The organism is Tropicimonas sediminicola (assembly GCF_900188335.1).
GTDB lineage: Bacteria > Pseudomonadota > Alphaproteobacteria > Rhodobacterales > Rhodobacteraceae > Tropicimonas > Tropicimonas sediminicola.
This window is the reverse complement of sequence record NZ_FZOY01000004.1, coordinates 23205-50086: the sequence shown is the minus strand read 5'-3', so window position 1 is coordinate 50086 and position 26882 is coordinate 23205. Positions and strand designations below refer to the sequence as shown.

General features: G+C 64.6%; 26 protein-coding genes. 14 read left to right on the top strand and 12 right to left on the bottom strand.

All coding sequences use genetic code 11. The features are described from left to right. Positions 1–9: 9 nt before the first annotated feature. From proC to CHB86_RS11190, 6 genes are all read right to left on the bottom strand, one after another. Positions 10–822 (bottom strand): pyrroline-5-carboxylate reductase, encoded by an 813-nt coding sequence (gene proC, locus CHB86_RS11215; RefSeq protein WP_425445420.1) that lies wholly within the window; start codon positions 820–822, stop codon positions 10–12. 2 nt (positions 823–824) lie between these two features. Further along, on the bottom strand, positions 825–1754 hold the full coding sequence (locus CHB86_RS11210; RefSeq protein WP_089233148.1) for an aminotransferase class IV: 930 nt from the start codon (positions 1752–1754) through the stop codon (positions 825–827). A 2-nt stretch (positions 1755–1756) separates the two neighbouring features. Then, on the bottom strand, positions 1757–2503 hold the full coding sequence (locus tag CHB86_RS11205) for an amino acid ABC transporter ATP-binding protein (protein WP_089233147.1): 747 nt from the start codon (positions 2501–2503) through the stop codon (positions 1757–1759). Positions 2504–2513: 10 nt separating this feature from the next. Beyond that, positions 2514–3584: an amino acid ABC transporter permease gene (locus CHB86_RS11200; RefSeq protein ID WP_089233146.1), complete on the bottom strand. Its 1071-nt coding sequence runs from the start codon at positions 3582–3584 to the stop codon at positions 2514–2516. Between the two features lie 9 nt (positions 3585–3593). Further along, positions 3594–4763: an amino acid ABC transporter permease gene (locus tag CHB86_RS11195; RefSeq protein ID WP_089233145.1), complete on the bottom strand. Its 1170-nt coding sequence runs from the start codon at positions 4761–4763 to the stop codon at positions 3594–3596. A 74-nt stretch (positions 4764–4837) separates the two neighbouring features. Then, positions 4838–5851, bottom strand: coding sequence for a transporter substrate-binding domain-containing protein (locus tag CHB86_RS11190; RefSeq protein ID WP_089233144.1), 1014 nt, complete (start codon positions 5849–5851; stop codon positions 4838–4840). 158 nt (positions 5852–6009) lie between these two features. Between CHB86_RS11190 and CHB86_RS11185 the strand changes: the two genes are divergently transcribed. Next, positions 6010–6744, top strand: a complete 735-nt coding sequence (locus CHB86_RS11185) for a GntR family transcriptional regulator (RefSeq protein ID WP_089233143.1) — start codon at positions 6010–6012, stop codon at positions 6742–6744. 22 nt (positions 6745–6766) lie between these two features. Here CHB86_RS11185 and CHB86_RS11180 read toward each other — a convergent pair whose 3' ends face one another. Both CHB86_RS11180 and CHB86_RS11175 read right to left on the bottom strand, forming a co-directional pair. Continuing rightward, complete coding sequence (locus tag CHB86_RS11180; RefSeq protein WP_089233142.1) at positions 6767–7804, bottom strand: Ldh family oxidoreductase; 1038 nt, start codon at positions 7802–7804, stop codon at positions 6767–6769. Between the two features lie 7 nt (positions 7805–7811). Next, positions 7812–8447, bottom strand: a complete 636-nt coding sequence (locus CHB86_RS11175; RefSeq protein ID WP_089233141.1) for a helix-turn-helix domain-containing protein — start codon at positions 8445–8447, stop codon at positions 7812–7814. 123 nt (positions 8448–8570) lie between these two features. Here CHB86_RS11175 and lhpI point away from each other — a divergent pair, with 123 nt between their 5' ends. Continuing rightward, on the top strand, positions 8571–10265 hold the full coding sequence (gene lhpI, locus CHB86_RS11170; RefSeq protein WP_089233140.1) for a cis-3-hydroxy-L-proline dehydratase: 1695 nt from the start codon (positions 8571–8573) through the stop codon (positions 10263–10265). Between the two features lie 142 nt (positions 10266–10407). On the opposite strand, the gene CHB86_RS11165 is transcribed toward lhpI, so the two are convergent. Then, positions 10408–12510, bottom strand: a complete 2103-nt coding sequence (locus tag CHB86_RS11165; protein WP_089233139.1) for a bifunctional rhamnulose-1-phosphate aldolase/short-chain dehydrogenase — start codon at positions 12508–12510, stop codon at positions 10408–10410. A 186-nt stretch (positions 12511–12696) separates the two neighbouring features. On the opposite strand from CHB86_RS11165, the gene CHB86_RS11160 reads away from it, so the two are divergent. From CHB86_RS11160 to rhaD, 9 genes are all read left to right on the top strand, one after another. Further along, positions 12697–13503 (top strand): DeoR/GlpR family DNA-binding transcription regulator, encoded by an 807-nt coding sequence (locus CHB86_RS11160; protein ID WP_089233138.1) that lies wholly within the window; start codon positions 12697–12699, stop codon positions 13501–13503. 49 nt (positions 13504–13552) lie between these two features. Next, positions 13553–14545 (top strand): rhamnose ABC transporter substrate-binding protein, encoded by a 993-nt coding sequence (gene rhaS / locus CHB86_RS11155; RefSeq protein WP_089233137.1) that lies wholly within the window; start codon positions 13553–13555, stop codon positions 14543–14545. 117 nt (positions 14546–14662) lie between these two features. Further along, positions 14663–16165, top strand: coding sequence for a sugar ABC transporter ATP-binding protein (locus CHB86_RS11150; RefSeq protein ID WP_245837915.1), 1503 nt, complete (start codon positions 14663–14665; stop codon positions 16163–16165). Next, positions 16162–17145 (top strand): ABC transporter permease, encoded by a 984-nt coding sequence (locus CHB86_RS11145; protein ID WP_176442846.1) that lies wholly within the window; start codon positions 16162–16164, stop codon positions 17143–17145. The genes CHB86_RS11150 and CHB86_RS11145 overlap by 4 nt, the downstream gene beginning before the upstream one ends. After that, positions 17142–18137, top strand: a complete 996-nt coding sequence (locus tag CHB86_RS11140) for an ABC transporter permease (protein ID WP_089233135.1) — start codon at positions 17142–17144, stop codon at positions 18135–18137. The genes CHB86_RS11145 and CHB86_RS11140 overlap by 4 nt, the downstream gene beginning before the upstream one ends. A gap of 3 nt (positions 18138–18140) precedes the next feature. Next, positions 18141–18455, top strand: coding sequence for an L-rhamnose mutarotase (gene rhaM / locus CHB86_RS11135; protein WP_245837914.1), 315 nt, complete (start codon positions 18141–18143; stop codon positions 18453–18455). Beyond that, complete coding sequence (locus CHB86_RS11130; RefSeq protein ID WP_089233134.1) at positions 18452–19858, top strand: FGGY-family carbohydrate kinase; 1407 nt, start codon at positions 18452–18454, stop codon at positions 19856–19858. Before rhaM ends, CHB86_RS11130 begins: the two co-directional genes overlap by 4 nt. Before the next feature lie 18 nt (positions 19859–19876). Next, positions 19877–21124: an L-rhamnose isomerase gene (locus CHB86_RS11125; protein WP_089233133.1), complete on the top strand. Its 1248-nt coding sequence runs from the start codon at positions 19877–19879 to the stop codon at positions 21122–21124. 10 nt (positions 21125–21134) lie between these two features. Further along, a complete protein-coding gene (rhaD, locus tag CHB86_RS11120) occupies positions 21135–21974 on the top strand; it encodes a rhamnulose-1-phosphate aldolase (protein WP_089233132.1) in 840 nt (279 codons plus the stop codon). 81 nt (positions 21975–22055) lie between these two features. Here the strand turns inward: rhaD and kduD are convergent, their stop codons facing one another. Genes kduD through CHB86_RS11105 form a run of 3 tightly spaced genes read right to left on the bottom strand, consistent with a single transcriptional unit; the run spans position 22056 to position 23940 of the window. Next, positions 22056–22784 carry a 2-dehydro-3-deoxy-D-gluconate 5-dehydrogenase KduD gene (gene kduD, locus CHB86_RS11115; protein ID WP_089233131.1) on the bottom strand — a complete coding sequence of 243 codons (729 nt, stop codon included), beginning with the start codon at positions 22782–22784 and terminating at the stop codon, positions 22056–22058. Next, complete coding sequence (gene kduI, locus CHB86_RS11110; RefSeq protein WP_089233130.1) at positions 22781–23605, bottom strand: 5-dehydro-4-deoxy-D-glucuronate isomerase; 825 nt, start codon at positions 23603–23605, stop codon at positions 22781–22783. The genes kduD and kduI overlap by 4 nt, the downstream gene beginning before the upstream one ends. Positions 23606–23616: 11 nt before the next feature. Continuing rightward, the gene (locus CHB86_RS11105) at positions 23617–23940 is read right to left on the bottom strand and encodes a cupin domain-containing protein (RefSeq protein WP_089233129.1); all 324 of its coding nucleotides are present in this window, start codon (positions 23938–23940) and stop codon (positions 23617–23619) included. Positions 23941–24052: 112 nt separating this feature from the next. Here CHB86_RS11105 and CHB86_RS11100 point away from each other — a divergent pair, with 112 nt between their 5' ends. From CHB86_RS11100 to CHB86_RS11090, 3 genes are read left to right on the top strand one after another with little or no spacing between them, the layout of a single operon-like run. Then, the gene (locus CHB86_RS11100) at positions 24053–24763 is read left to right on the top strand and encodes a GntR family transcriptional regulator (protein ID WP_089233128.1); all 711 of its coding nucleotides are present in this window, start codon (positions 24053–24055) and stop codon (positions 24761–24763) included. A gap of 25 nt (positions 24764–24788) precedes the next feature. Beyond that, positions 24789–25895: an ABC transporter ATP-binding protein gene (locus CHB86_RS11095; protein WP_089233127.1), complete on the top strand. Its 1107-nt coding sequence runs from the start codon at positions 24789–24791 to the stop codon at positions 25893–25895. Then, entirely contained in the window at positions 25892–26881 is a 990-nt protein-coding gene (locus CHB86_RS11090; protein ID WP_089233126.1) for an ABC transporter permease, read from the top strand. The genes CHB86_RS11095 and CHB86_RS11090 overlap by 4 nt, the downstream gene beginning before the upstream one ends. Position 26882 lies beyond the last annotated feature (1 nt).

Here is a 26882-nt window from a genome sequence, read left to right as displayed (position 1 = left end):
GCTGCTCCGCTAGCTGCGGCTGAGCTCGGCGCTGCGGTTGCGCGAGGCGTCGACGGCGGCGCGGGCCAGGTCCGCGATCCCGTCTGGCGTGCGCATCAATTGCTCGAGCGCCTTCGCCGTGGTGCCGCCCTTGGAGGTGACCGCCTGTCTCAGGGCGGTCGGATCGGCGCCCGGCGTGGCGAGCATATGACCGGCCCCGGCCACTGTCTGGATGGCGAGGGCGCGGGCCAGCTCCTTGGGCAGGCCGAGTTCCGTGCCCGCTTGGGCCATCGCCTCCGCCAGCGCGAAGACATACGCCGGGCCCGAGCCGGAAACGCCGGTCACGAGGTGCATCATGCCCTCGTCCTCCAGCGTCACCGAGGTGCCCACCGCGCCGAAGAGCGTCTCCACCAGCGCCAGCGCTTCCCCGGAAGCGGCGGCATTGGCGCAGAGCGCGGTCACACCGCAGCCGACAGAGGCCGGCAGGTTCGGCATGGTGCGGATGACCGGCGTCTCGGGGCCGAAGTGGCGCTCGTAGTAACTGACCGGCGCGCCGGTCGCGATCGTCACGACGATCGTCCGGCCACCGCCGAAGCCCGCCAGGTCCGGCATCACCTCGTCCAGCACTTGCGGCTTGACCGCGATGACCAGCACGGCCGGGGCTTCCGGCAGCGGCGCGTTCAGGCGGAAGCCCGGCTGCGCGGCCAGCCATTCGGACGGCGTCGGGTCCTGCACGGTCACTGCCTCGGGCGACAGGCCGGCGGCGATCCAGCCTTCCAGCAGGGCCTTTCCCATGAACCCGCAGCCGATCATCACCAGGCCGCGTGCGTTGATGTCGTCCATCCTCAGGCTCCGGTGTTCTCGGCAACGAGCTGCTTGTAGAGCTCCCGGATGCGCATGGTGATCGGCCGTTCGCCATTGCCGATGGGCTTGCCGTCGATCTCTGCCACCGGGGTCTGCGCGCCGAAGGTGCCGGTGAGGAAGGCCTCGTCCGCGCCGTAGGTCTCGAAGAGCGAGTAGTTCTTCTCGAAGACGGGAATGCCGTCGGCGCGGCAGAGGTCGATCACCTTCTGGCGGGTGACGCCCTTCATGCAGTAATCGCCGGTCGAGGTCCAAACCTCGCCGCGCCGCACGATGAAGAAGTTGCAGGCGTTGGTGGTGTTCACGAAGCCATGCGGATCCAGCATCAGCCCCTCGTCGGCGCCGGCCTGCTCGGCCTGGATGCAGGCGATGATGCAGTTGAGCTTGGAATGCGAGTTGAACTTCGCGTCCTGGCTCATCGGCAGGCCGCGCACCTGCGGCACGGTGGCCAGGCGGATGCCCTTGCTCTGCAGTGTCTCGACGGGCTTGGAGTGCTCGATGATCGCGACGATGGTCGCGCCCCAGCGGCTGAGCCCGGGATGCTGGAACGGCTTGGCCTTGCGGCCGCGGGTGATCATCAGGCGGCAATGCGCGTCGGTGGTCATCCCGTTGGCCTCGGCCGTCTTGTTGAGGATCTCGAGGATGTCGTCCGGGCCGATGTCGAGCTCGATGGAAACCGATTTCAGCGAGTTGAAGAGCCGGTCCATGTGCTCGTCGAAGAAGGCCCATTTGCCGTTGTAGAGCCGCATGCCCTCCCACATGCCGTCGCCCAGCATGAAGCCCGCATCATAGACGGAGACCACGGCTTCGGCCTTGGGCTTCAGCTCGCCGTTGACGTAGATCAGGATCTCGTCGTTGCGGGGATCGTGTTCGGAATCGTGGGTGGTTTTCTTGTTGAGATCGATCGTCGTCATTTTCAGTGTCCTAGGATTTGGCCAAGGAAGGCCTGGGTACGTGCGTGTTTGGGGGTTTCGAAGAATTCGGTTGGCGGGGCCTGTTCGACGATCTCGCCGTCGGACATGAAGATCACCCGGTCGGCCACCTGGCGGGCGAAGCCCATCTCATGGGTGACGCAGATCATCGTCATCCCGTCGTTGGCGAGGCCCACCATCACGTCCAGCACCTCCGAGATCATCTCGGGATCGAGCGCGGAGGTGGGCTCGTCGAACAGCATGATCTCTGGCTTCATGCAGAGCGCGCGGGCGATGGCGACGCGCTGCTGCTGGCCGCCGGAGAGCTGGCCGGGATACTTGTCCGCTTGTTCGGGGATCTTGACCCGGGTCAGGTATTGCATCGCGACCTCTTCCGCCTCCGCCCGAGACTGCTTGCGCACCAGCATCGGCGCCAGCGTGCAATTGTCGAGGATCGTCATGTGCGGGAAGAGGTTGAAGTGCTGGAACACCATGCCGGTTTCACGGCGGATCGCATCGATGTTGTCGATGTTGTCGTCAAGCTCGGTGCCGAGGACGTTGATCGAGCCGCCCTCGTATTCTTCCAGCCGGTTGATGCAGCGGATGAGCGTGGATTTGCCGGAGCCGGAGGGACCGCAGATGACGATCCGTTCGCCGCGGGCGACCTCGAGGTTGATCTTCCTCAGCACGTGAAAGGTGCCGAAATACTTGTCCATGTCGCTGATGCGGATGGCGGGGGTCTGGGTGGTCATTGGCTGTTCCTCAGCGCGCGGCAACCGCAAGGCGGCGCTCCAGGTAGGCGCCGTAGCGGGACAGCGCGAAGACGAAGGTGAAATAGATCAGGGCGACGAAGCAGTAGACCTCGATATGGGCGAAGTTCCATTCCGCGGTCCCGTAGGCGGCGTTACCGGAGGCGAGCACTTCGAAGAACCCGATGATGACGACGAGCGAGGTCTCCTTGAAGGTGATGACCAGCTGGTTGATCGTCGGGGGCAGGGCGTTCCGGAAGGCCTGGGGCAGGACGATGTACCCGATCCGGTGCCAGTAGCCCATGCCGAGTGCCTGGGCTGCCTCTTCCTGGCCGGCGGGAAGCGCCTGCATGCCGCCGCGGATGATCTCGGCCTGGTAGCAGGCAAAGAACAGCGCATAGCCCACGATGACCCGGTAGAGCTTGTCGCCCACGGCCCAGCCGGGCAGCACGAAAGGCAGCACGATGGCGAAGGTGAACATGATCGACAGCAGAGGCAGCGAGCGGATCGTGTCGATGATCACGCCCATTGTGCCGGCGATCATCGGCAGGTGAGAGCGGCGCAGCAGCGCGAAGACGATCGCCATCGGCATGCCGATCAGCGTGACGCTGGCAAAGATGAACAGCGTCAGAGACAGCCCGCCCCAGTTCTGCTCGGAGACCGGCGTCAGCCCGAACAGGCCGCCGCGCATCAGGACGTAGAAGATCGCGAAGCCGACGAGCCACAGCACGGGCAGGCGGCGGGCGCTCCAGAACCACGGCACGCAGGACAGGGCGCCGGTCACCACCATCGCGATACAGGCGATGGCCGATCGCCATTGTTCCTCGAACGGGTAGAGCCCGAAGAAGATCAGCCGCCAGCGCGCGTCGATCACCGCCCAGCAGGCGCCGCCGGAGCCGTGGCCGCATTGCTCGCGCTCTGCCTCCGACCAGACGGCGTTGAGAAACGCCCAGTCGAAGAGCCCCAGCAGGACCCAGAGAACCAGCGCGCCGAAGCCCAGCGTCAGCGTCGTATCGAGCCAGGTGGAGAAATAGTTCGCCCGGATGCGCTCTATGAAGGTCGGCTTGTGATAGGTCTTTGCCATGATCCCGCTTCAGCCCCGCAGTTGCGTGCCCTTGAGCCGGATCGCGTCGTTCACGCGGTTCAGCACCCAGGCCATGGAATAGTTGATGGCGAGAAAGCCCCCCATCAGGATCGCGATCAGTTCGAGGGTCTGGCCGCTCTGGTTGATCGAGGTGGAGATCACGAAGAAGAAGTCGACGAAGCCGATGGCGATGCCGATGGTCGTGGCCTTGAAGAGCCAGACGTACTGGTTGATCAGCGTCGGCATGACCGCGCGGATTGCCAGCGGCAGGCGGATACGTGAGAAGATCTGCCAGGTGCTCAGCCCGAGCGCCTGGCCGGCCTCGCTCTGGCCCTTGCCGACGGCGTTGAAGCCCGCGCGCACGATCTCTCCGATATAGGCGCCGCCGTAGATCGAGATGGCAATGATACAGGCGAGCAGTTCCGGCGAAATGCGAACCCCGTCGCGAAAGTTCAGGCCCTTGAGGTAGGGGACGTTCAGAAGCGGCGTGTCCGGGATGCGGCCGGCCAGCAGCAGCACGACGATCAGCAGGACCAGCCCGCCCCAGAGCGCCTGCCGCGAGGCGCGCTTGCGACCGGTCGACATGTGGGCAAAGCGGCGGGCGGTGTTCAGCCAGATCGCCAGCCCGATGGCGGCGCAGGTGGCGATGGCGCAGAGAAAGGCGGATGTGCCAGTGACGTTCAGCCCGGGCAGATAGGTGCCGCGGCCCGAGATGAAAGCGACGCCGGCGATGTCGATGGCCTGCCTCGGCTGGGGCAGGGAGGTCAGGATCGCGTACCAGAAGAAGAGTTGCAGCAGCAGCGGCAGGTTACGGAAGATCTCGACATAGACAGTGCCGATCAGCCCGGCCATCCGGTTGCCCGAGACCCGCATGATGGCGATGCCGACGCCGATGAACGTCGCCAGCGTCAGGGAGATCGCCCCGAGAAACATGGAATTGAGCAGCCCGACCCAGATCACCCGCAGGTAGGTGTCCGACGTGTCGAACGGGATCAGGGAGAAACTGACGCCCCAGCCGGTGGACCGCTGCAGGAAGCCGAAGCCCGAGGTCATCCCCTGAGCGTCGAGATTGATGGCGGCCGTCACGGCGAAGGTCACGACCATCGCGATCAGCGTGCCGACAAATCCCGCCTGGTAGGCGAGATCCCGAAAGGATCTCTGCTTGAGAAGTGTCATCATGATGGGGGTATCCGGGGGGCAGTCTGGGGGGGCGCGGAGGAACGGCGCCCGGGCAGGCCGGGCGCCGAGCCGCGTCAGTCGACCATCAGCGGGTAGAACAGGCCGCCATTGGTGTAGAGGTTGTTCAACGCACGCGGCAGCGCGTAGGGCTCGCCGATGTTGCGGTCATAGATCTCGGCGTAGTTGCCGACTTCCTTGATCAGGTTGTAGGCCCAGTCGTTCGACAGGCCGAGGCGGTCGCCGTAGCCGGGCGTGACGCCGAGGAACTTGCCGATCTGGTCGGACGGCGGGTTGTCGCGGAACTCGTCGACGTTCTCGCTGGTGATTCCGTGGAGTTCGGCGAACCAGAGCGAGGTCAGCATCCAGTTCATCACGTCGAGCCACTTCGGGTCGCCTTCGGGGACGATGATGCCCGAGGGTTCCAGCGCGATCACGTCCGGCAGGATCACGTGGTCTTCGGGGTTTTCGGACGTAGCGCGCGCGGCTGCCAGCGGCGGGGCCAGCAGGGTGAGGCCGTCGCAGCGGCGGTTGAAATAGGCGGTGCGCACCTCGTCGCCGGATTCGAAAACGATGATCTCGGCCTCGATGCCGAGGTTCTCGATATATGCAGCGAGGAAGCGCTCGGTCGTGGTCCCGGCGGAAACGCAGATAGAGCCGCCGTCGAGGTCCGCGACCTTTTCAACGCCGAGGTCGGCATGGGCCATCACGTGGAAGCCGGCGACGAAATATGGCTGGGTGTAGGCGAGGTTCAGCTCGGCGTCGCGGCTCTGGGACCAGCCCGCGAGCTTGATGATCACGTCGACGTCGCCGGACTGCAGCGCCGGCCAGCGCTGGGCCCAGGAAATCGGCACGATGTCCATCGTGCCTTCGGACGAGCCGAAGAGCGAGGCAGCGAGGCCACGGCAGAGATCGATGTCGAGCCCCTTCCAGTTCCCCTCGTCATCGACCTCCGCGAAGCCGAGGAAGCTGCCGTTGTGCCCGGTGCACAGGAGCTTGCCCCGTTCGAGAACCGTATCGAGGCGGCCCTCGGCCGCGGCGGCGCCGGCCATCATCCCGAGGGCGGCGGTCGCTGAGAGGAGGTATTTCATCTGTCAATCTCCGAGTTGGTGTGGTGTTCTGCCGACACGTTGTCGACAAGAATGTGATACGGTGTCTGACGGCAGGTCAATATGGTTTGTGAAGACAGCCGGATTCCGCGGGGCGGTGCTGAAAATTTCAGCAGAATGCATAGAAAAGGACAGATGCGATGCAGGGTGCAGGAAAGAGCAAGCCGGCCGGGACGGATCGGAAGCGTGGCGACGGGGCGCGACACGTCTACGACACGCTCCGGGACGAGATTCTCGAGCTCATTCTCGCGCCGGGCGAGCCATTGGACGAAACCGCGCTGGCGGCACGATTCGCGATGTCACGGTCTCCGATCCGCGAGGCGCTGATCCGGCTGTCGGCCGGCGGGCTGGTGCGGACCCTGCCGAACCGCTCGACCATCGTGGCCCCGCTCGACATTGCCACGCTGCCCCGGTTCGTGGAGGCGGTCGACTATCTCCAGCGTGCGGTGACGCGACTGGCCGCGCGCCATCGCACGGAGGCCGACATCGCGGTCATGTCGCAGGCGGCGGTGGATTACGACGCCGTCTGCCCGACGGGCGAAGCGCTGGCGCTGTCCGAGGCGAACAAGGTCTTCCACATGTCCATCGCCCATGCCGGGGCGAACCCCTACCTGGCGCAAAGTTACGAGCGCCTGCTCGACGAGGGCCGGCGCATCCTGCATTTCCACTTCACGCATATCCGCAAGCACGGCTCCGTCTTTCCGCTCAGCCCGGAGCATCACCAGATGGTCGAGGCGATCGCCGCGCGTGACGAGGCGGAGGCGGATCGCCTCGCGCATCTTCACACGCGGGTGTTCGACGACCGGATCAAGGATTTCATGAAGGTGACCTACCTCGAACAGCCCGATCCGCTGTTGAAACGCGAAGCGGGCTGAGGGCCGGGCGGCCGGGGGCTGTTCAACCGGAGAGGGCGTCGAGCCCGAGCGCCTCGAACCTTTCAAGCCGTTCGAACTCGTCCGGGGTCAGCGCGATGCCATCCGCCATCGCCATGGCCCTCGCAGCGAAGCGCCGTTGGGAGGGCAGGCGGGCGCCCTGGCCGGCAATCGCCTCGATCAACCGCTCTCCCTCTGCGATAGGGTCGCGGCCGGAGCGCCGTGCGAAAACGCTCGGGTCCATCGCCAGGATCAGGGCGCCGTGGCGCGGCAGGAGTGCGGTGGTACCGGTGAAGTCCAGCGCCTCCCGGCTCATGAACTCGCCCAGCATCGCCCCCGAGAGCAATTCGATCATCGTCGAGATCGCCGACCCCTTGTGCCCGCCGAAGGGCAGCATCGCCCCGTCGAGTGCGGCTTGCGGGTCCGTCGTCGGCTGGCCCTGCTTGTCCACGGCCCAGCCCTCGGGGATCGGAGTCCCGGCCCGCCGATGCAGTTCGATCTCGCCCCGCGCGGCAACCGAGGTCGCGAAGTCGAACACGTACGGAAACGCGCCCGCACGCGGCCACCCAAAGGCGAATGGGTTGGTGCCCAGGAGCGGCGTCTGCCCGCCGGAGGGCGCGACCGTCGCGTAGCTGGGACACATCGAGAGTGAGGCGAGGCCGTGGCCGGCCAGAATTTCGACCTCGTACCAGAGCGCCGAGAAATGCAGGCAGTCGCGGATCACCAGCGCCGCCAGCCCCGTTTCGCGGGTCCGTGCCACCAGCGCATCGCAGGCATCCTCGAACGCCACGTTGGCAAATCCGCCGCCGGCATCGACCTCGATAGCCGAGGTGCCCGCGTCATGCACCTGCGGCACCGCGTCTAGGACGACCTTGCCCGCCGCCAGAACGCGCAGGCAGCCCTCGATGCGGTAGACGCCATGGGACTTGCACGCGTCGCGCTCGCCAGAGGCGATCACGCGCGCAACGGCGGCGGCCGTTTCGCGGCGCACACCGGCCATTTCGAAGATACGCTGTATGCGCCCCTTCAGGTCGTCGAAAGTAAGCGTCACCGTTTCGGTCATCCTGTCCTCAGCCGTCCACGTCGATATAGGTGCAGGCCCAGAATACCCTGGCCTCCGCGTCGCCCAGTGCCCGCAGCCCGTGCTTGAGCGTGCTGTCGAAATAGGCGCAGTCACCGGGCTCCAGCGTCACCGGCGCGTAATGCTGGACCACCAGCTCGACCTGCCCGGACAGGACAAAGATCGTCTCCTCGCCGGGATGCGCTTCGAGATCCTCCGGCTCAAGCGGTGCTCGGCGGGTCACGACCGTGACGAGCGGCATGATCCGCTTCTCCGACAGGCTGTTGCACAGCACCTCGTATTCGAACTTGTCGGTGCGCACCTTGCGGCCCTGTCCCGCCTTGGTCACTGCCATGCGGGTCGTCGGCTGCGCGGTCGCCTCCGCCGAGAACAGTCGTTCCATCCCGATCCCGTAGGCGCGCGCGATGCGAACGATGTTCTCGTAGCTGGGCGACACCCGGCCGTTCTCGATCTTGTGGATTGTCGACAGCGCGAGGCCGGAACGCTCAGCGGCCGCGGCCAGGGTGAGGCCACAGGCCAACCGCTCGGATTTCATCCGATTGCCAAGCTCTTCACGGAGATGCAGGCGCTCGGCTTCCCAGTTGCCCTCATCCAGCGCGGCTTCGATTTTCTCGTTCGCGGCCATATTTTTCTTTTCTTACCAATGTTGCTGGTATAGGCAAAACCACATCGCCGAGGCAAGCCTGAATGCACGGCCTTTCCCGAGACGGCGATCACTGCCCGCACAACGACACCAGAAGGACACCTCATGGCGACAGTATTGGTAGCCGCATCCGTCTCCGGGCCGATCCTGGTCTGCGACGAGGGGCTCAGCTTCTGGGGCGGGGTGCACCCGGAGACGGGCGTGATCATCGACCAGATGCACCCGCAGTGCGGGCAGAGCCTCGCCGGTAAGACGGTTCTGATGCCGACCAGCCGGGGATCCTGCACCGGAAGCGGTGTCCTGCTCGGGCTGGCATTCGCCGGGAATGCGCCCAAGGCGCTGGTCTTTCGAGAGGCGGAAGACATCCTGACGCTCGGGGCGGTTATCGCCGGCAAGCTCTTCGATCACGGCATCGCCGTGCTGCGGCTGTCGGCCGAGGAATACGACGCGCTGGCGCAGCAGGAAGCGGCGACGATCACCGCGCGGGATCTGGTGGCTGGCCCGCTGAGCCTTCCCCTCTCGCAGGCTGCGCGGGCGCCGCTGGAGCTGGCCGACAGCGACCGCGCCTTCCTTGAAGGCGCCCACGGCAAGGCGGCCCAGACTGCCATGGAAATCATCACCACGATGGCGATAGCCATCGGCGCCACGCGGCTGATCGACGTGACGCGGGTGCATATAGACGGCTGTATCTACGCCAGCCCCGCCTTCCTGACCTTTGCCCGCGCCATGGCCGATCTCGGCGGGCGGGTGCGTGTCCCGACGACGATGAACGCCATCTCCGTGGACCATGCGAACTGGCGCACGCAAGGCGTGGCCGAGGCGTTCGGCCTGCCGGCCTCGCAACTGGCCAATGCCTATGTGGAGATGGGCGCCCGGCCGTCCTTCACCTGCGCGCCCTACCTGCTCGAAGACCGCCCGGGCGAGGACGAGGCGATTGCCTGGGCGGAGAGCAACGCGGTGATCTATGCTAACAGCGTGCTCGGCGCGCGCACGGTCAAGCATGCGGATTTCATGGACCTCTGCGCCGCGCTGACCGGTCGGGCCGCGATGTCCGGCGTCTATCTCGACGAGAACCGCGCGCCGCGCCGGATCCTGAATGTCGAGGCGCCGGCCCAGCCAGACGATGCCTTCTGGCCGATGCTCGGCTGGCTGGCGGGGCAGGCCGCGCCGGACCGTATCCCGCTGATCACCGGGCTTGAAGGCACGCATCCGAGCGACGACGACCTCAAGGCGCTCTGCGCCGCCTTCGGTACCACGTCGGCCGCGCCCATGCTGCATGTCGCGGGTATCACCCCCGAGGCCTCCCGTCCGCCAAGCCCGGACGCAGACGAGGTCCGGATCCCTGCTGCGGATTTCGCCCGGCTCTGGGACCGCTTCAACAAGGGCGCTGAGGCGGTGGACCTCGTCGCCCTCGGCAGCCCGCATTTCTCCGCCGCGGAATGCGCCGTGTTCGCCGGGCTGATGGAGGGCGCCAGGGTGCATGACGCTGTCACCGCGATCATCACCCTGGGGCGGGACACGTTGGCGGCGATCAAGGCAAATGGCGTGAAGGCGAGACTGGAAGCAGCCGGCGTCAGGATCATCCCGGACCTCTGCTGGTGCTCGATCTCCGAACCCGTCTTCCCGCCCGACGCCCGTGTCCTGATGACCAACTCGGGGAAATACGCCCATTATGCGCCGGCCCTGTCCGAACGCGCCGTGCGTTTCGGCTCGCTTGCCCAATGCGCGGAAACCGCCCGAACAGGCCGCGCCAGCACCACGCCGCCAGCCTGGCTGAAGGCTGACAGGGTGGTCGCGTGACGCGCAGCCTGCGTGCGGTCGTTCGCGAGTGCGGGGAGCGGGTTTGCCAGAGAGCGGGTTGACCGGGGAGTGCACCTCGCTGCCGTCGGGGCTTGTTCCGTCGCCAGCGGCAGGGGGCGTCCACCCGGTGGCGTCTGGCTCCCTACCGCGTGAAGGCCTGAACGTTCCCTGCATCCACGTTCAGGATGTTTCCGGTCGATTTCGCAGACGCCTCCGACACGAGGAAATACGTGGCTTCGGCGATATCTTCCGGAAGTACGGTGCGTTTGAGCAGCGAGCGTTGGCGGTACATCTCCTCGAGCCCTTCCTTGTCCGTGTCGTAGGTGCTCGCGCGCTGATCCAGCCATTCGCCGGACCAGATGCGCGACCCGCGCAACACCGCATCCGGGTTGACCACGTTGACACGGATTCCATCGGATGCGCCTTCGAGGGCCAGGCATCTGGCGAGGTGGATTTCGCTCGCCTTGGCGGTGCAATAGGCCGAGGCGTTGGGAGAGGCGGCGAGCCCGTTCTTTGACGCAACGAAGACCACCGCGCCGCCTATCCCTTGCGACTTCATCAGCCTGAAGGCTGCTCGCGACACCAGGAAGTAGCCCGTCGACAGGATCGACATGTTGCGATTCCACAGATCGAGGCTCGTCTCCTCGATCGGAGCGGAGGAGGCGATGCCGGCGTTGGAGACCAGCAGGTCCACGCCGCCGAACTCCCGAGCCGCCTTGGCAAAGGCGGCCTCGACCGCGGCTTCGTCGGTCACATCGAGCGCCACGGCTTTCACCACGTCCGCCGAATGGCGGCGGGCCAGCTCAGCCTTGGTTTCTTTCAGGGCCTGTTCATCGATATCGGTCAGCACGACGCAGGCGCCTTCGCGCAGGAACCGTTCGGCGGTCGCTGAGCCGATGCCGCCAGCCGCCCCGGTGACCAGTGCGACCCGCCCCGCGAGCGACTTGGGCTTCGGCATCCGTTGCAGCTTGGCTTCCTCGAGCAGCCAGTACTCGATGTCGAAGGCTTCCTGTTCCGGCAGGCCGCGATACTCGGACACCGCCGAGGCGCCGCGCATCACGTTGATCGCGTTGACATAAAACTCGGCCGAGATCCGCGCCGTCGCCTTGTCCTTGGCAAAGGTGATCAGGCCGACACCCGGGACCAAATAGACCACGGCGTTGGGGTCGCGCATCGCGGGACTGTTGTCATGTTTGCAGCGCTCGTAATAGGCGGCGTAATTTTCCCGGTAGGCGGCAACCGAACTCGCCAGCCCGTCCAGCAAGGCTTTGACATCCGGCGAACCGGGGTCGAAGTCCACCACCAGCGGGCAGATCTTGGTGCGGAGGAAGTGGTCGGGGCAGCTTGTTCCGAGCGCGGCCAGCGCGGGCATGTCAGCCGTGTTTACGAATTCCAGGACCGCCGGCTGGTCGTCGAAATGGCCAACCATGTGCTGGGCGCCCGAGACCATGCCGCGGATCGCGGGCATCAGTTCGGAGGCGATGGTGTTACGTGCATCCTCATCGAGCGACGTATGGATCGCGCCGCCGAACGCAGCATGGCCGGCCGTGCGGTTTTCGAACCAGGCGATGGCGCGATTGATCGTCTCGATGGTCAGCTCGTAGCACTCCTTGGCCGTGTCCGCCCAGGTGAAGAGCCCGTGGGATTCGAGAATTACCCCCTTGGCGTCCGGGTTCTTGCGGCAGAAATCCTCAAGCCAGAGGCCGAGCTCGTAGCCGGGCCGTTTCCAGGGGAGCCAGCCGATCTCGTCGCCGAAGATTTCCTGCGTGATGGCCCAGGAATCGGCAGAGGCGGCAATCGCGATGATTGCGTCGGGATGGACGTGATCGACATGGGCTTTCGGCACGTAGGCGTGCAGCGGCGTGTCGATGGAGGCGGCGCGCGGGTTCAGGTTGAAGGTGCAATGGGGCAGGTAGCCCACCATCTCATCTTCGTGCTCGGGGCCGCGGTAGAGACCTTTCAGCGCCTCCAGCTTGTCCATGTAGAGCGTCGAGAAGCCCGAGAGCGTGATGGAGCCGAGATCGCCTCCCGAGCCTTTGACCCAGAGAACGTCGCAGGGCTTGCCGGTCAGGGGATCTGTCTCGGTGACCTTGGCCGAGGTGTTTCCTCCGCCATAATTGGTCACGCGCTTGTCAGACCCGAGCAAGTTCGATCGATAGAGCAAACGCTCCGACTCGCTCATCGGTCCGGCGCGTACCTCGTCCCACAGGTTCTGCAACAGCTTATTTTCCGGCAGTTTTGTCATGTACTCTGCTCCTCCCGAGCGCACGCGAATGCTGTATCTTCTGAGGGGAGGCTGATAATCTGGCTGCGCAAAGTCAATCAAAAACGATCATATTTGCTGAATTCTGCGCTGCAGAAGATCGTATATGATCGAAATTGATTGACAGTGAGTGTTTTGAGGATCAACGTATCCAGCAAGGAGGACGTAATGCACGAGTCGGAGCGCCACAGGGTCATTCTATCGGCCGTTCAGGACAGGCCTGTGGTCACCGTGGCCGATCTGTGCACGTTGACCGGGGCTTCCGAGGCAACGGTTCGACGCGACATCGCGGCGTTGCACATGCAAAAGAAGCTGCGCCGCGTGCGCGGTGGCGCCGAAGCGATCGCTCCGCCGAAGTTCGTTGGCCTGGCAGGCCATCCCTTCGCCATGAACCAGACGCGCAAGATCGCCGAGAAGCAGGCGATCGCGCTGGCGGCTGCGGATCTGTGCGAGGACGGCGAGTCCATCATCATCAACGGCGGGACAACGACCTTTCAGATGGTGCATCCGCTGGCCAATCGTCGGCTTCAGGTCTTCACCAACAGCTTTCCGATCGCAGAACACCTGCTGAAGAATTCCAAGAACACGGTGATGGTGCCGGGCGGCGTGATCTATCGCGAGCAGAACATCATCCTGTCGCCGTTCGACAATGACGTATCGAGCAACTTCTACGCCCGGCGCATGTTCATGGGTATCCACGGGATCGGGCGGCTCGGCCTGATGGAGGAAGACCCGCTGCTGATCCAGGCGGAACAGAAGCTGATCGGACAGGCCGACGAGCTCGTCGTGATGGTCGACTCGTCCAAGTTCCGAAACCGCTCGAGCCTCGTGCTCTGTCCGCTGGACCGGATCGACACCGTGATCACCGACGATGGCGTCGATGACGAGAGCGCCGCGCTGTTGGAGGCAGCCGGTGTTCGCCTGATCGTCGCGACGGTGGATGCGCAACGCAACACGACCCCGCAGGCCGGATAAAGGACGGGCTGCGGGCAGGAAACCAGAAGCTCAAGGGAGGAAACCAAGGATGAGCATCTTCAAGAAAGCCCTGACCACAGCCACTGTTGCGGCAACGATGTTTGCCGGAGCAGCCCATGCCGACGACATGCGCATCGCGCTTGTGGTCAAGGCGCTCGGGATCGGATTCTTCGAGGCCGCCGCGAAAGGCGCCGAAGAGGCCGCGGCCGAGCTTGGCGGCGTCGAGGTCATCTATACCGGACCGACCGACACCACCGCAGAGGGCCAGATCGAGGTGATCAACTCCCTGATCGCCCAGCAGGTGGACGCCATTGCCGTCTCCGCCAACGACACCGACGCCCTCGTGCCCACACTCAAGAAGGCAATGCAGCGCGGGATCACCGTGATCTCCTGGGATTCCGGGGTGGCCGAGGACGGCCGCCAATTGCACCTGAATCCGTCCTCCAATGCGCTCATCGGCAACATGATCATCAAGCTTGCCGCCGATCACATGCCCGATGGCGGCGACGTGGCCATCCTCTCCGCCACCACCACCTCGACGAACCAGAACATCTGGATCGAGGAAATGAACAAGGTCATGGGCAACTACCCGGGCATCAACGTGGTGGCGACGGTCTACGGCGACGACCTGGCCGACAAGTCCTACCGCGAGGCCACGGGCCTGATGCAGACCCATCCCGACCTCAAGGCGATCATCGCGCCGACCTCGGTGGGCATCGTGGCCGCGGCCCAGGCCGTGGTCGATGCCGGCAAGGTGGGGCAGGTGAACGTGACCGGCCTCGGGCTGCCGTCGGAGATGGCGGGTGCCATCGAATCCGGCGCCTCCAAGTCCTTCGCGATCTGGAATCCGATCGACCTCGGCTACTCTGCCACCATGCTGGCGCATGCCCTTGCCTCCGGTGCTGCCGAGGCAGCCCCCGGTGCCGAGATCCCGATGGGGCGCATGGGCACGCTGACGCTTGATGAGAACACCAATGGCGCGATGGCCGATCCCTTCGTCTACGACGCCTCCAATATCGAAGAGTTCAAGAGCATCTTCTGATCCTCTTCCTCCCGGGTTCGGCGCGTCCGGCGCCGGACCCATCTCTCATCACACATTGAACGGCTGGACCACGAAATGTACCTCAGCCCTGATGTCAGCAAGGCTGCCGATGCCCTCATGACAGACCCGATCCTATCCCTCGACGGCATCACCAAGATCTTTCCGGGCGTCCGTGCGCTGTCCGATGTCAAGCTGGACCTCTATCCCGGTCAGGTGACCGCGCTGGTCGGAGAAAACGGCGCCGGCAAGTCGACCATCGTCAAGGTGCTCACCGGCATCTATCAGCCCGAAGAGGGCACGATCCGGGTCGACGGCAAGGAAACCCGCTTCCCGACCGCGCAGCATGCCGCCGACGCCGGTATCACCGCGATCCACCAGGAAACAGTGCTCTTCGACGAGCTCTCCGTGGCCGAGAACATCTACATTGGCCATGCCCCGCGCGGCAAATACGGGTTGATCGATACCGCAAAGATGCGGCGCGACGCAGGGGAGTTGCTCGACCGGATCGGCGCCGAGATCGACCCGGCGGTCCTGCTCAAGGACCTGGGTATCGCCAACAAGCACCTCGTCGCAATCTCCCGCGCCCTCAGCATCGATGCGCGCGTCGTCATCATGGACGAGCCCACCGCTGCGCTGAGCCAGAAGGAGATCGAAGAGCTCTACGAGCTGGTCGACCGTCTCAAGGCCGAGGGCAAGGCGATCCTCTTCATCAGCCACAAGTTCGACGAGATCTTCCGCATCGCGGACCGCTATACCGTGTTCCGCGATGGGCAATATGTCGGCGCGGGTGCGATGGCCGACGTGACCGAGGACGACCTCGTGCGCCTGATGGTCGGCCGCTCGGTCGAGAACATCTTTCCCGAGCGCGCCTCGACGGCGGGAGACGAGATCCTGAAGGTCGATGGCTATTGCCACCCGACCGAGTTCGAGAACATCTCCTTCACGCTCCGCAGGGGCGAGATCCTCGGCTTCTACGGGCTGGTCGGGGCAGGGCGCTCCGAGGTCATGCAGGCGCTCTTCGGCATTACCAAACCCTCGGCGGGGACGATCTCGGTCGACGGGCGGGCACGCAGCATTCGCTCTACCGCAGAGGCCGTGGAGGCCGGCATCGTCTATGTGCCCGAGGATCGCGGCAAGCAAGGTGCGGTCATTGGCATGCCGATCTTCAAGAACGTGACCCTGCCGTCTCTCGGCCGCACCTCCAGGAATGGCTTCACCCGGCTGGCGGAAGAGTTCGCCCTGACGCGGAAGTACACCGAGCGGCTCGACCTGCGGGCGGCCTCGCTCGATCAGGATGTCGGAAACCTCTCGGGCGGCAACCAGCAGAAGGTGGTGATCGCCAAGTGGCTCGCCACCGAACCCAAGATCATCATCCTCGACGAGCCGACCAAGGGGATCGATATCGGCTCCAAGGCGGCGGTCCATGCCTTCACCGCGGAACTGGCCGCGCAAGGGCTGGCCGTGATCATGGTCTCCTCGGAAATTCCCGAGATCGTCGGCATGTCCGATCGGGTGATCGTCATGCGCGAGGGGCGCATTGTTGCGGAACTCCAGGGCGACGAAGTTACCCCCGAAACCCTCGTGCGCCACGCGGCGGGCATCTCGGAGGGCAAGCAATGATCTCCCAGTTCCTGAAATCCCGCGAGGCTATCCTCGTGGCGGCGATCGTCTCGCTGCTGGCGCTGATTGCAACCCGGTTCCCGGCTTTCGTGGAGCCCGGAAACCTGGTGAACGTGTTCAACGACACCTCGACGCTCATCATCCTGGCGATGGGCCAGATGTGCGTGATCCTGACCCGCTGCATAGACCTCTCGGTCGCGGCGAACGTGGCGCTGACCGGCATGGTGGTGGCCACGCTCAACACGCTGATGCCGGGGCTTCCGGTTGCCGCCATCCTCCTGATCGCCCTCGTGCTCGGCGCCTGTCTCGGCGCGATCAACGGGCTGCTGGTCTGGAAGCTCCAGATACCTGCCATCGTGGTCACGCTCGGCACGATGACCATCTTTCGAGGCATCGTCTTCCTGATCTCCGACGGCAAGTGGATCAACGCGCACGAGATGAGCGCGGGTTTCAAGGACTTCCCGCGGATGGAGCTTGCGGGCCTCCCGATGCTGTCCTGGTTCGCGATCGTCGTGGTGATCTGCTTCGTCGTCATGATCAACCGGACGCCGCTCGGCCGTTCCTTCTTTGCCGTCGGCGGCAACCCGAACGCGGCGGTCTATACCGGCATCGACGTCGGCCGGACGCAGTTCCTCGCCTTCACCATCTCCGGCATGATGGCCGGGCTGACGGGCTACCTCTGGGTGTCGCGGTTCGCCGTTGCCTACGTGGACATCGCTGGCGGCTTCGAGCTCGAGGTGGTCGCGGCCTGTGTCATCGGCGGCATCTCCATCGCTGGCGGCGTCGGCTCCGTGGCAGGCACGCTGCTCGGCGCGCTCTTCCTCGGCGTGATCAAGAACGCCCTTCCGGTCATCAACATCTCGCCCTTCTGGCAGCTCGCGATCTCGGGCAGCGCGATCATCATCGCCGTCGCCTTCAACGCGCAGCAGGGCCGCACCAAGGGCCGGGTCATCCTCAAATCCGCGGAGCATACGGCATGACCGACGCAACCCATCACCATGTTCCCGACCGCCTGACCACGCCGCTTCAGCGTACGTTGAAAAGCTGGGAGGCCTTGTTGCTGGCGGTCGCGGTGGCGATCTTCCTGCTAAACTCCTTTGCCTCGCCCTATTTTCTCAACGCCTGGAACCTGAGCGACGCGACCTTCAACTTCACGGAAAAGGCGATGATCGCCTTTGCCATGGCGCTGGTCATCATCTCGGGCGAAATCGACCTCTCGGTCGCCTCGATCATCGCGCTGACCTCGACCGCGATGGGGGCGGCGGCGGAGTTCGGCGTCGGCACGCCCGGCATCGTCGCCATCGGGCTCGCCGTCGGGCTCGCCTGCGGTGCCTTCAACGGTGCGCTGGTCACCGGGCTCGGCCTTCCGTCCATCGTGGTCACCATCGGCACGATGAGCCTGTTCCGCGGCATCTCCTACATCGTGTTGGGCGATCAGGCCTTCATGAACTACCCCGACAGCTTTGCCTGGTTCGGCCAGGGCTATGTCTTCTGGGTGATCACGGTGGAGCTCGTCTTCTTCTTCGTATTCGCGGTGATCTACGGCGTGGTGCTGCACAAGACGAACTTCGGCCGCGCCGTCTATTCCATCGGCAACAACCCCGTCGGCGCGCTGTTTTCGGGCATCCGGGTCAAGCGGGTGAAGTTCATCCTGTTCCTTTTGACCGGGGTGATGGCAGCCATTGCCTCGATCTGCCTGACCTCGCGGCTCGGATCGACGCGGCCTTCCATCGCCTTCGGCATGGAACTCGAGGTGGTCACGATGGTGGTCCTCGGAGGCGTCAACATCCTCGGCGGGTCCGGCTCGATCCCCGGCGTGGTGATCGCAGCCTTCGTCATGGGCCTCGTGACCTTCGGCCTCGGCCTGCTGAACGTGCCGGGCATCGTGATGTCGATCTTCATCGGCCTGCTGCTGATCGGGGTGATCGCCCTGCCGCGGCTCTTCGCCCAGATCCGCCAGTCGAGGAGCTGAGCCGTGGAGAAATACGCCTTCCGCATGCGCCTCAACCCTGGCTGCAGGGACGAGTACAAGCGCCGACATGACGAGATCTGGCCGGAGCTGGAGGCGCTGCTGCGCGAGGCCGGCATCTCGGATTACTCGATCCACCTCGACCCGGAGACCAACCTGCTCTTCGGGGTTCTCTGGCGCGAGGACGACCACGGTATGGAAAGCCTGCCTGAGAGTCCGGTGATGCAGCGCTGGTGGGCGCACATGGCTGACATCATGGAGACCGGAACCGACAACAAACCGGTCGTGACCGAGCTGGAAACGGTGTTTCACTTGCCATGAGCACGTACCGACATGTCGCCGTCATCGATATCGGCAAGACCAATGCGAAGCTTGCCATGGTCGACATGGACGCGCTGGCCGAGATCGATGTCCGCACGACCCCGAATACCGTGCTGGACGGTCCACCTTATCCGCATTTCGACACGGATCACCTTTGGGCGTTCATCCTCGAAGGACTTGGGGCGTTTCAGGCGAAATACGGGATCGATGCGATCAGCGTGACAACGCATGGAGCTTCCATCGTGTTGCTCGACGCCCACGGAGGGCTGGCGGCGCCGGTGCTCGATTATGAATACACCGGACCGGACAAGCTGGCGGCGGACTATGGCGCCATCCGTCCGGGGTTCGAGCGGACCGGTGCGCCGCGTCTCCCCATGGGGCTGAACGCGGGGGCGCAGCTTTACTGGCTGCTTCGGACGCAGCCGGGATTACGCCAGCGGATCGACAAGGTCGTGACCTATCCCCAGTTCTGGGTGGCCCGTCTGACCGGCATCGCCTGCACCGAGGTCACTTCGCTCGGGTGTCATACCGATCTCTGGGAGCCGGAGGCGGGTCGGTTCAGCACCTTGCCGGATCACCTCGGTCTCTCGGACAGGATGGCGCCTGTCCGGATGCCGACGGACGAGGTGGGTCAGGTCCTTCCGATGCTGGCGCGGGCCACCGGACTTGCCGAGGGCACGCCTGTCTTTTGCGGCATCCACGATTCCAACGCCTCGCTTTACCCGCACCTCCTTGCCCTCGACGCGCCGTTCTCCGTCCTGTCGACCGGCACCTGGGTGATCGCCATGGCCATCGGACGACATGCTGCGCAGCTCGATCCGTCGCGCGATACGCTGATCAACGTGAATGCGCTCGGGCAACCGGTGCCTTCCGCGCGGTTCATGGGCGGGCGGGAATACGAACTCCTGATGCAGGGTCAGCACGTCACACCCGCGCCCGAGGAAATCGACACGGTGCTGTCGCGGGGAGCCATGCTCCTGCCATCGGTGGTGTCTGAGAGCGGGCCGTTCCAGGGGCGGCGCCATGAATGGACCGTCCCGGAAGACGTCCTCTCGTCGGGAGAACGGGCGGCCGTCATCTCGCTCTACCTGGCGATGATGGCGGAGACCTGCCTGGGAATGATCGGTGCCGCGGGCCCGACGCTCACGGAAGGGCCATTCGCCCGCAACCGGCTCTTCCTCGACATGCTGGCCGTAGCGACCGGCCGGCCCGTTCTCCTGCCGGGCGGGTCAGCCACCGGGACAAGCATCGGGGCCGCGCTTCTGACCCGCGGGCCGGGAGCGACGCTCTCCGAGAAACCGGGGAGCCATGCGCCACTTGAGAAGAAACAGGCTGAGGCGCTTCGAGCCTATGCCGAGACCTGGCACATGGCCTGCGCGGAACCGCTGGCCAGCAGCGCCTGAATACAAGGAAACAGAGCAATGACCCGTCCCGAATACACCGCCGCGCAGGACGCATTCGCGCAGTGGGGTGTCGACACCGAAGCCGCGATGGAGCGGCTCGCCACGATCCCGATCTCGGTGCATTGCTGGCAGGGCGACGACGTGGTGGGCTTCGAGGGTGTGACCGCGGGCAGCGGTGGTGGCATTCAGGCCACCGGCAACTACCCGGGCCGCGCCCGAACGCCCGACGAGCTTCGCGCGGATCTCGACTTCGCCTATGCCAACATACCCGGTTCGCACCGTCTGAACCTTCATGCCTGCTATCTCGACAGCAACGAGACGCCCGACCGGGATGCGCTCGAGTACCGGCATTTCGCGTCCTGGGTGGACTGGGCGAAGGAGAAAGGGCTCGGGCTCGACTTCAACCCGACCTTCTTTGCCCATCCCAAGGCGGACGACAACCTGACGCTCTCCCATCCCGACAAGGGCATTCGCGAGTTCTGGATCCGTCACGGCCAGATCTGCCGCGAGATCGCGGCGCAGATGGGCAGGGAGCTGGGTTCTCCCTGCGTGAACAACATCTGGGTGCCGGACGGCTACAAGGACAACCCGGTGGACCGGATGGCGGCGCGGTCCCGGCTGGAAGCGTCGCTCGATGTGATGCTGGACAAGCGCTTCGACAAGGCGCACCTGCTCGACGCCGTCGAAAGCAAGCTCTTCGGGCTGGGCGTGGAGGCCTGCACGGTCGGCAGCCACGAATTCTATCTCGGCTACGCGATCCGCAAGAACACGTTGCTTTGCCTCGACATGGGTCACTTCCACCCGACGGAGAACATCGCCGACAAGCTGTCTTCGGTCGCGCTCTCGGTGGACGAGATCCTGCTCCATGTCAGCCGCCCGATGCGGTGGGACAGCGACCACGTGATCCTGCTCAACGACGACATCCTCGCCATGGCGCAGGAGCTGGTTTTCGGCGATCTTCTGGATCGCACACATATCGGGCTCGATTTCTTCGACGCCACGATCAGCCGCACCGCGGCCTGGGTCGTCGGTACGCGCAACATGCAGAAAGCGCTGCTGCGCGCGCTGCTGCAGCCGTTCGAGATGCTGCAGGCCAAGGAGGCCGAACTGAACTTTTCCGACCGTTTCATCCTGACCGAAGAGCTCAAGGACCTGCCTTACGGCGCGGTCTGGGAGGCTTTCTGCGAGCGCCAGTCCGTCCCGAGCGGAATGACCCTGCTGAACACGCTCAATACCTACCAGGCCTCCGTGGCCGATCGCATATAAGGAGGGCGAAATGCCCGAATTCGCTCACGCAATCTCTTTCGTCGAAGAGGCCGCGCCCTTCGTCCGGCTGTGCTGGGACATGGGCTGGAACGAGGCCAACGGCGGTAATTTCAGCTGGCGCCTGCCGACCGAGGAGATCGAGGCCATCCTGCTCCGGCGCTTCCCGAATGCCCGGCGTCACCCGAGCGTCCAGTTGCAGCAGCCACAACCGGAACTGGACGGGGACTACTTCCTGGTGACCGGGTCCGGCCAATTCTTCCGCCACGCTCTGGAGCATCCGGACGAGGTGTTCGGGATCGTTCAGATCGTCGAAAACGGAACCGCGTATCGTCGGGTCTGGGGCTACGTGATGGGCGGGCAACCGACCTCGGAATTCGCCACCCACCTCGTCGGCCATGCCATCCGGAAGGAGGTCTCCGGCGGGCGCGAGCGGGTGATCCTGCATTGCCATGTGCCGGAGTTCATCGCGCTCAGCTTCCTGATGCCGCTGGATTCCCGCGAGCTGACCATGGCGCTCTGGCAGAAGATGCCGGAATGCATCGTGATCTTCCCCGATGGGGTGCGGGTGGTGACCCCCTTGCTGCCCGGAACGGTCAAGATCGCGGAGGCGTCGGCGGTCGAGTTGAGAAAGAGCCGCGTGATTTCCTGGAGCCACCACGGGATTTTCGCTTCCGAAGAGAGTCCGGAGAAGGTCTTTGCTCTCGTCGAGACAATCGAGAAGGCATCGGCGATCCAGCGCCGCGTTCTCTCGGCGGGCGGTCCCCTGCGCGGGATCGAGCCGTCGCTGCTCCGGGAGCTTTGCGACAAGTTCAGACACATCATGGTCTCGGAGCCGGCCTTTCTCGACTGACCGAACCGCGACGTCAGAGACGCTCTACTGATCGACAGTTCCCGGCGACATTCGGACGCCGGGAACTCATGCGGGGTCGTTTCAGCGCGCCAACCAGCCGCCATCCACGTTGAGGATGGCGCCGTGGACATAATCCGCCGCCGGAGAGGCAAGGAACACCGCGGCGCCGGCGATGTCCGAGGCATCGCCCCAGCAGCCGGCAGGAATGCGGCCGAGGATCTCGGCCGAGCGCGCAGGGTCTGCCCGAAGATCGGCGGTGTTGTCGGTGGCGATGTAGCCCGGTGCGATGGCGTTCACGTTGATCCGGCTGGAGGCCCATTCGTTCGCCATCAGCTTGGTGATCCCGGCCACGCCGTGCTTGGAAGCGGTGTAGGAGGGCACGCGAATGCCGCCCTGGAAGCTGAGCATCGAGGCGATGTTGATGATCTTGCCGCCTGTGCCGCGCGCAATGGCTGCGCGCGCGAAGGCCTGGCAGGTGAAGAACACCGCCTTCAGGTTCACGTCCATCACATCGTCCCAGTCCTGCTCCGGGAAATCCACGGTATCGGCCCGCCGAATGATGCCGGCGTTGTTGACCAGGATGTCGACCTGCCGGTCCGCAAGGACGTCCTTCGCCGCCATCGGGTCGGAGAGATCCAGCTTCATCGATTCCGCACTGGCGATCATGCCGGCCGTTTCGGTGCAGTCCGAACGCCCGGCGCAGATGACGTGCGCTCCGGCGCCACCGAGGCCCACGGCCAGTGCCCGGCCGATTCCCGCATTGGCGCCGGTGACGAGCGCAGTCTTTCCTTCGAGCGAGAAGGAGATCATTTCAGATCCTCGATAGCGACCATGTCCATGTCGGTGAAGCTCATGTTGTCCCCCGCCATCACCCAGCAGAAGGTGTAGGAGCCGGTGCCTGCACCGGAATGGATCGACCAGGGCGGGGAAACCGCGATCTGCTCGTTGCCGACGACGAGGTGCCGGGTTTCCTGCGGCTGGCCCATGAAGTGGAACACGCGCTGACCCTCGGCCACGTCGAAATAGAGATAGGCCTCCATCCGGCGGTCATGCAGATGCGCCGGCATGGTGTTCCAGACCGAGCCGCCATGCAGCTGGGTGTAGCCCATCATGAGCTGGCACGACTTCACGCCGTCGGGGTGGATCGACTTGCAGATCGAGCGGTGGTTCGACGTTTCCTGCGCGCCGAGCGTGACCTGCTCCGCGTCCTCGGGACGGATCAGGGTGGCCGGGTGGCTCTGGTGCGCAGGCGCGGAAGCGATGTAGAAGCGCCCGTCTCCCGCGAAGGTGACCGGGCCCATTCCCATGCCGAGATAGAGCATGTCGCCCTTGTTCAGCGTCCAGCTTTCGCCGCCAGCCGAAACGGCTCCGGTGCCGCCGATGTTGAGGATGCCGACCTCGCGGCGGTCGAGGAAGGAGGCGGTGCCGGTTTCCGGCACCGCGTCGAGGACCAGTTCCGCGCCGGCGGGTACGGCGCCGCCGACGATCAGCCGATCGTAATGGGTATAGGTGAGGCGGATTTCCCCGTCGGCGAAGGCGCTTTCCACGAGGAAGGCCTCGCGCAAGGCGGCCGTGTCGAAGGATTTGGCGGTCTCGGGATCAACCGCGTAGATGGATCTGACGCTCGGCATCGGTGGTCCTCTCAGAGAAAATCGTCGCGGCGCGGCGTGAAGCAGTCGACCAGCAGGCCGGCTTCGACGCAGACGCAGCCATGTTCGGCGTTGGACGGAATGACGAAGCAATCGCCGGCAGAGATGCGCCGGGTCTCTCCGTTCATGGTGAAGTCGAAGACGCCCGACTCGACATAGGTCGATTGGGTGTGCGGATGGCTGTGCAGCGCTCCGACGCCGCCTGTGGAGAAGCGGAACTCCACCACCATCAGGTCCTGAGTCTCGGCGCGGACCCTGCGTTCCACGCCTTCGCCGCTGTCGACCCATACGTCGATTTTTGAATTTTTTTCAGTCATTTGCTTCGCCTCCCGGGGCGCTTCTGGGGGTTGTGCGACAGGTTGGTCATTGACGGGATCTCTATAACTGACGTATTAGATTTGCAACTGATACGTTAGGAGTCGATCTGATATGTCAAAAAATGTCTCCGACGCACCGTTGCGGCCGTCCGAAGTCCCGGTGAGCCAGCGCGTCTACGAACAGATCCGAGAGAGCATCATTTCCCTTGAATGGAAACCGGGAACGAAGCTGTCGGAGAAGGACGTTGCCTCGGAGATCGGCGTCTCCAAGACGCCCGTTCGCGAGGCCTTCATCCGCCTGTCGGAAGAGGGGTTGATCGAGATCCGGCCCAAGAGCGGCAGCTACGTCTCCGAGATCAGCTTCGAGAAGGTCTATGAATGCCTGATGCTGCGCCGCGCCATCGAAATGGCGGTTGCGGCCGAGGCCGCCAACCGGCGCACGACCCTGGATCTGGTGAACCTCCAGCAGCTTGTCGAAAGGCAGGTCGAAGCGGCAGGCGCCGGAGACGGCGTGGCATTCTTCGAGCTCGATCGGGATTTCCACCAGGCTCTGGCAAACATCGCCGCGATGCCCTCGGCGATCCGGCTGGTCCACATGGTGCGGGGCGCTGTCAGCCGGGTTCAGCGCCTGAGGATCTCGCGCGGTGAGAACCGCCACCTGCAGGTGATAGAAGAGCACCGGGCGATCGTTGCCGCCATGGAAAGCCGGGACGCCAGCGCCGCGTCGGCGGCAATGGATGCTCACCTCAACTGCGTCGAGATGTTCGCCAAGATCATCCGCAGTCCCGAAGTTCAAGAACACGTGACGCCCAAGGCGTCCTGAAGCGCCCTGGGAGGGGAGGAGACTTATGACAAACGTCGTGCTGGAAAGGGTTGTGAAGCGCTATGGCTCCGTCGAGGTGGTCCATGGCGTGGATCTGGAGGTAAAGGCCGGGGAATTCGTGGTACTGGTCGGTCCTTCGGGCTGTGGCAAGTCCACGATTCTCCGCATGATCGCCGGGCTGGAGGACATCTCCGGAGGCCGGGTCTCGATCGGCGACAAGATCGTCAACCGTGTCGCCCCGAAAGATCGCGACGTGGCGATGGTGTTCCAGAACTACGCCCTCTATCCGCATCTCTCCGTGGAGCAGAATATCGGCTTCGGCCTGCGCCTGCGCGGTTTCGCCAAGGACCAACGGCATGAGCTGGTGCAGGAAGCGGCCTCCATCCTCGGGCTGACCGAGTATCTCGACCGCCGGCCCGCCGACCTTTCGGGTGGGCAACGCCAGCGGGTCGCGATGGGCCGGGCGATCGTGCGGGATCCGGCGGTGTTCCTCTTCGACGAGCCGCTCTCGAACCTCGACGCCAAGCTGCGCAACAAGATGCGGGCCGAGATCAAGCGCCTCCACGGCCGCCTCGGGACCACCTCGATCTATGTCACCCACGATCAGGTGGAAGCCATGACGCTGGCGGACCGGATCGCCATCCTGAAGGACGGCTACATCGAACAGGTCGGCACGCCGATCGAGATCTTCCAGAACCCGGCCAATGCCTTTGTGGCCGGCTTCATGGGCTCCCCGCCGATGAACCTCATTCCGGGCAGCCTCGCCGGCACGGCCCGATCGCCGGTCCTGAAGCTGCGCGATGGCACCGTGGTGACCTTGCCGGCGATCGACCTTGGCGGCTTCAGCGAAGGATCGGAGGTCCAGCTTGGCCTTCGGCCGGAGATCATCCGCCTTGCCGATCCGAACGCGACGGTCGCCCCGGCGGCGCAGGTGCGGGTGGACCTGGTGGAATCCCTCGGGATGGAGAGCCTGATCCACGCAACGCTCGGCGACACAGAGATCGTCATCAAGGCGCCCGGCGTCGTGCTGCTGGAAGCCGGCTCCACCGTCGGGATCGAGATCGAGGCCGAGAACTGCCACCTCTTCACCGGCGCCACCGGCGCTCGCATCGAGCTTGCGAGGGCGGCATGAGCGTCATGACCGACCCGGGCGTGTCACATACATCCATTCTGACGCCGCCGTCCGAATTCGACCTTCCGCCGCTCACGCTGGGGCAAAGGTTCATCGCAAGCATCCTGCGGAACTGGCAGATCTACCTGATGCTTGCGCCGATGGTGATCTACTTCCTGATCTTCGCCTATCGGCCGATGCTCGGGCTCACCATCGCCTTCAAGGATTTCTCGCTGTTCAAGGGGATCTGGGGCAGTCCCTGGGTGGGGCTGGAGCACTTCCGGACCCTCTTCGAAGACCCGTATTTCTGGCGCGCGGTCAAGAACACGGTGATCATCTCCGGCCTCAGCCTGATCTTCGCCTTCCCAGCGCCGATCATCCTGGCGCTGATGTTCAACGAACTGCGGCACCAGGGTTTCAAGCGGATGGCGCAGACCATCGCCTATCTGCCGCATTTCATCTCCATCGTCATCGTCGCCGGGATCGTGGTGAACTTCTTCGCCCCCTCCGGCATCGTGAACCTGATCCTGATGAAACTGGGCGCGGAGGATCCGACCTACTTCCTGACCAAGCCGGAATGGTTCCGGCCGATCTTCATCGGCTCGAACATCTGGAAGGAGGCGGGTTTCGAGTCGATCATCTACCTCGCCGCCATCGCCGGCGTCTCGCCCTCGCTCTACGAAAGCGCCAAGGTGGACGGCGCAACGCGGTTCCAGATGATGTACCTCATCACGCTGCCCTGCATCCTGCCGACGATCCTGATCATGCTGATCATCCGCATCGGCAACCTGCTGGAGGTGAGCTTCGAATACGTGATCCTGCTCTACCAGCCGGCGACCTACGAGACCGCCGACGTGATCACCACCTGGATCTATCGCCAGGGCCTTCAGAACAACAATTACGACGTCGCGACGGCTGCGGGTGTCTTCAACGCGGTGGTGGCCTTCACCCTCGTGATCACCGCGAACCGCCTGTCCAGGCGCCTGTCCAAGACGTCGCTGTGGTGAG

Excerpts from the sequence above, each read along its gene's own strand:
- CHB86_RS11140 (WP_089233135.1), top strand. The coding sequence starts at position 17,142 with ATGACCGACGCAACCCATCACCATGTTCCCGACCGCCTGACCACGCCG.
- CHB86_RS11130 (WP_089233134.1), top strand. The coding sequence starts at position 18,452 with ATGAGCACGTACCGACATGTCGCCGTCATCGATATCGGCAAGACCAAT.
- CHB86_RS11105 (WP_089233129.1), bottom strand. The coding sequence starts at position 23,940 with ATGACTGAAAAAAATTCAAAAATCGACGTATGGGTCGACAGCGGCGAA.
- CHB86_RS11200 (WP_089233146.1), bottom strand. The coding sequence starts at position 3,584 with ATGGCAAAGACCTATCACAAGCCGACCTTCATAGAGCGCATCCGGGCG.
- CHB86_RS11095 (WP_089233127.1), top strand. The coding sequence starts at position 24,789 with ATGACAAACGTCGTGCTGGAAAGGGTTGTGAAGCGCTATGGCTCCGTC.
- kduD (WP_089233131.1), bottom strand. The coding sequence starts at position 22,784 with ATGATCTCCTTCTCGCTCGAAGGAAAGACTGCGCTCGTCACCGGCGCC.
- CHB86_RS11195 (WP_089233145.1), bottom strand. The coding sequence starts at position 4,763 with ATGATGACACTTCTCAAGCAGAGATCCTTTCGGGATCTCGCCTACCAG.
- CHB86_RS11190 (WP_089233144.1), bottom strand. The coding sequence starts at position 5,851 with ATGAAATACCTCCTCTCAGCGACCGCCGCCCTCGGGATGATGGCCGGC.
- CHB86_RS11100 (WP_089233128.1), top strand. The coding sequence starts at position 24,053 with ATGTCAAAAAATGTCTCCGACGCACCGTTGCGGCCGTCCGAAGTCCCG.
- kduI (WP_089233130.1), bottom strand. The coding sequence starts at position 23,605 with ATGCCGAGCGTCAGATCCATCTACGCGGTTGATCCCGAGACCGCCAAA.
- CHB86_RS11090 (WP_089233126.1), top strand. The coding sequence starts at position 25,892 with ATGAGCGTCATGACCGACCCGGGCGTGTCACATACATCCATTCTGACG.
- CHB86_RS11185 (WP_089233143.1), top strand. The coding sequence starts at position 6,010 with ATGCAGGGTGCAGGAAAGAGCAAGCCGGCCGGGACGGATCGGAAGCGT.
- CHB86_RS11205 (WP_089233147.1), bottom strand. The coding sequence starts at position 2,503 with ATGACCACCCAGACCCCCGCCATCCGCATCAGCGACATGGACAAGTAT.
- CHB86_RS11160 (WP_089233138.1), top strand. The coding sequence starts at position 12,697 with ATGCACGAGTCGGAGCGCCACAGGGTCATTCTATCGGCCGTTCAGGAC.
- proC (WP_425445420.1), bottom strand. The coding sequence starts at position 822 with ATGGACGACATCAACGCACGCGGCCTGGTGATGATCGGCTGCGGGTTC.
- CHB86_RS11180 (WP_089233142.1), bottom strand. The coding sequence starts at position 7,804 with ATGACCGAAACGGTGACGCTTACTTTCGACGACCTGAAGGGGCGCATA.
- lhpI (WP_089233140.1), top strand. The coding sequence starts at position 8,571 with ATGGCGACAGTATTGGTAGCCGCATCCGTCTCCGGGCCGATCCTGGTC.
- CHB86_RS11165 (WP_089233139.1), bottom strand. The coding sequence starts at position 12,510 with ATGACAAAACTGCCGGAAAATAAGCTGTTGCAGAACCTGTGGGACGAG.
- CHB86_RS11175 (WP_089233141.1), bottom strand. The coding sequence starts at position 8,447 with ATGGCCGCGAACGAGAAAATCGAAGCCGCGCTGGATGAGGGCAACTGG.
- rhaD (WP_089233132.1), top strand. The coding sequence starts at position 21,135 with ATGCCCGAATTCGCTCACGCAATCTCTTTCGTCGAAGAGGCCGCGCCC.
- rhaS (WP_089233137.1), top strand. The coding sequence starts at position 13,553 with ATGAGCATCTTCAAGAAAGCCCTGACCACAGCCACTGTTGCGGCAACG.
- CHB86_RS11210 (WP_089233148.1), bottom strand. The coding sequence starts at position 1,754 with ATGACGACGATCGATCTCAACAAGAAAACCACCCACGATTCCGAACAC.
- CHB86_RS11125 (WP_089233133.1), top strand. The coding sequence starts at position 19,877 with ATGACCCGTCCCGAATACACCGCCGCGCAGGACGCATTCGCGCAGTGG.
- CHB86_RS11150 (WP_245837915.1), top strand. The coding sequence starts at position 14,663 with ATGACAGACCCGATCCTATCCCTCGACGGCATCACCAAGATCTTTCCG.
- CHB86_RS11145 (WP_176442846.1), top strand. The coding sequence starts at position 16,162 with ATGATCTCCCAGTTCCTGAAATCCCGCGAGGCTATCCTCGTGGCGGCG.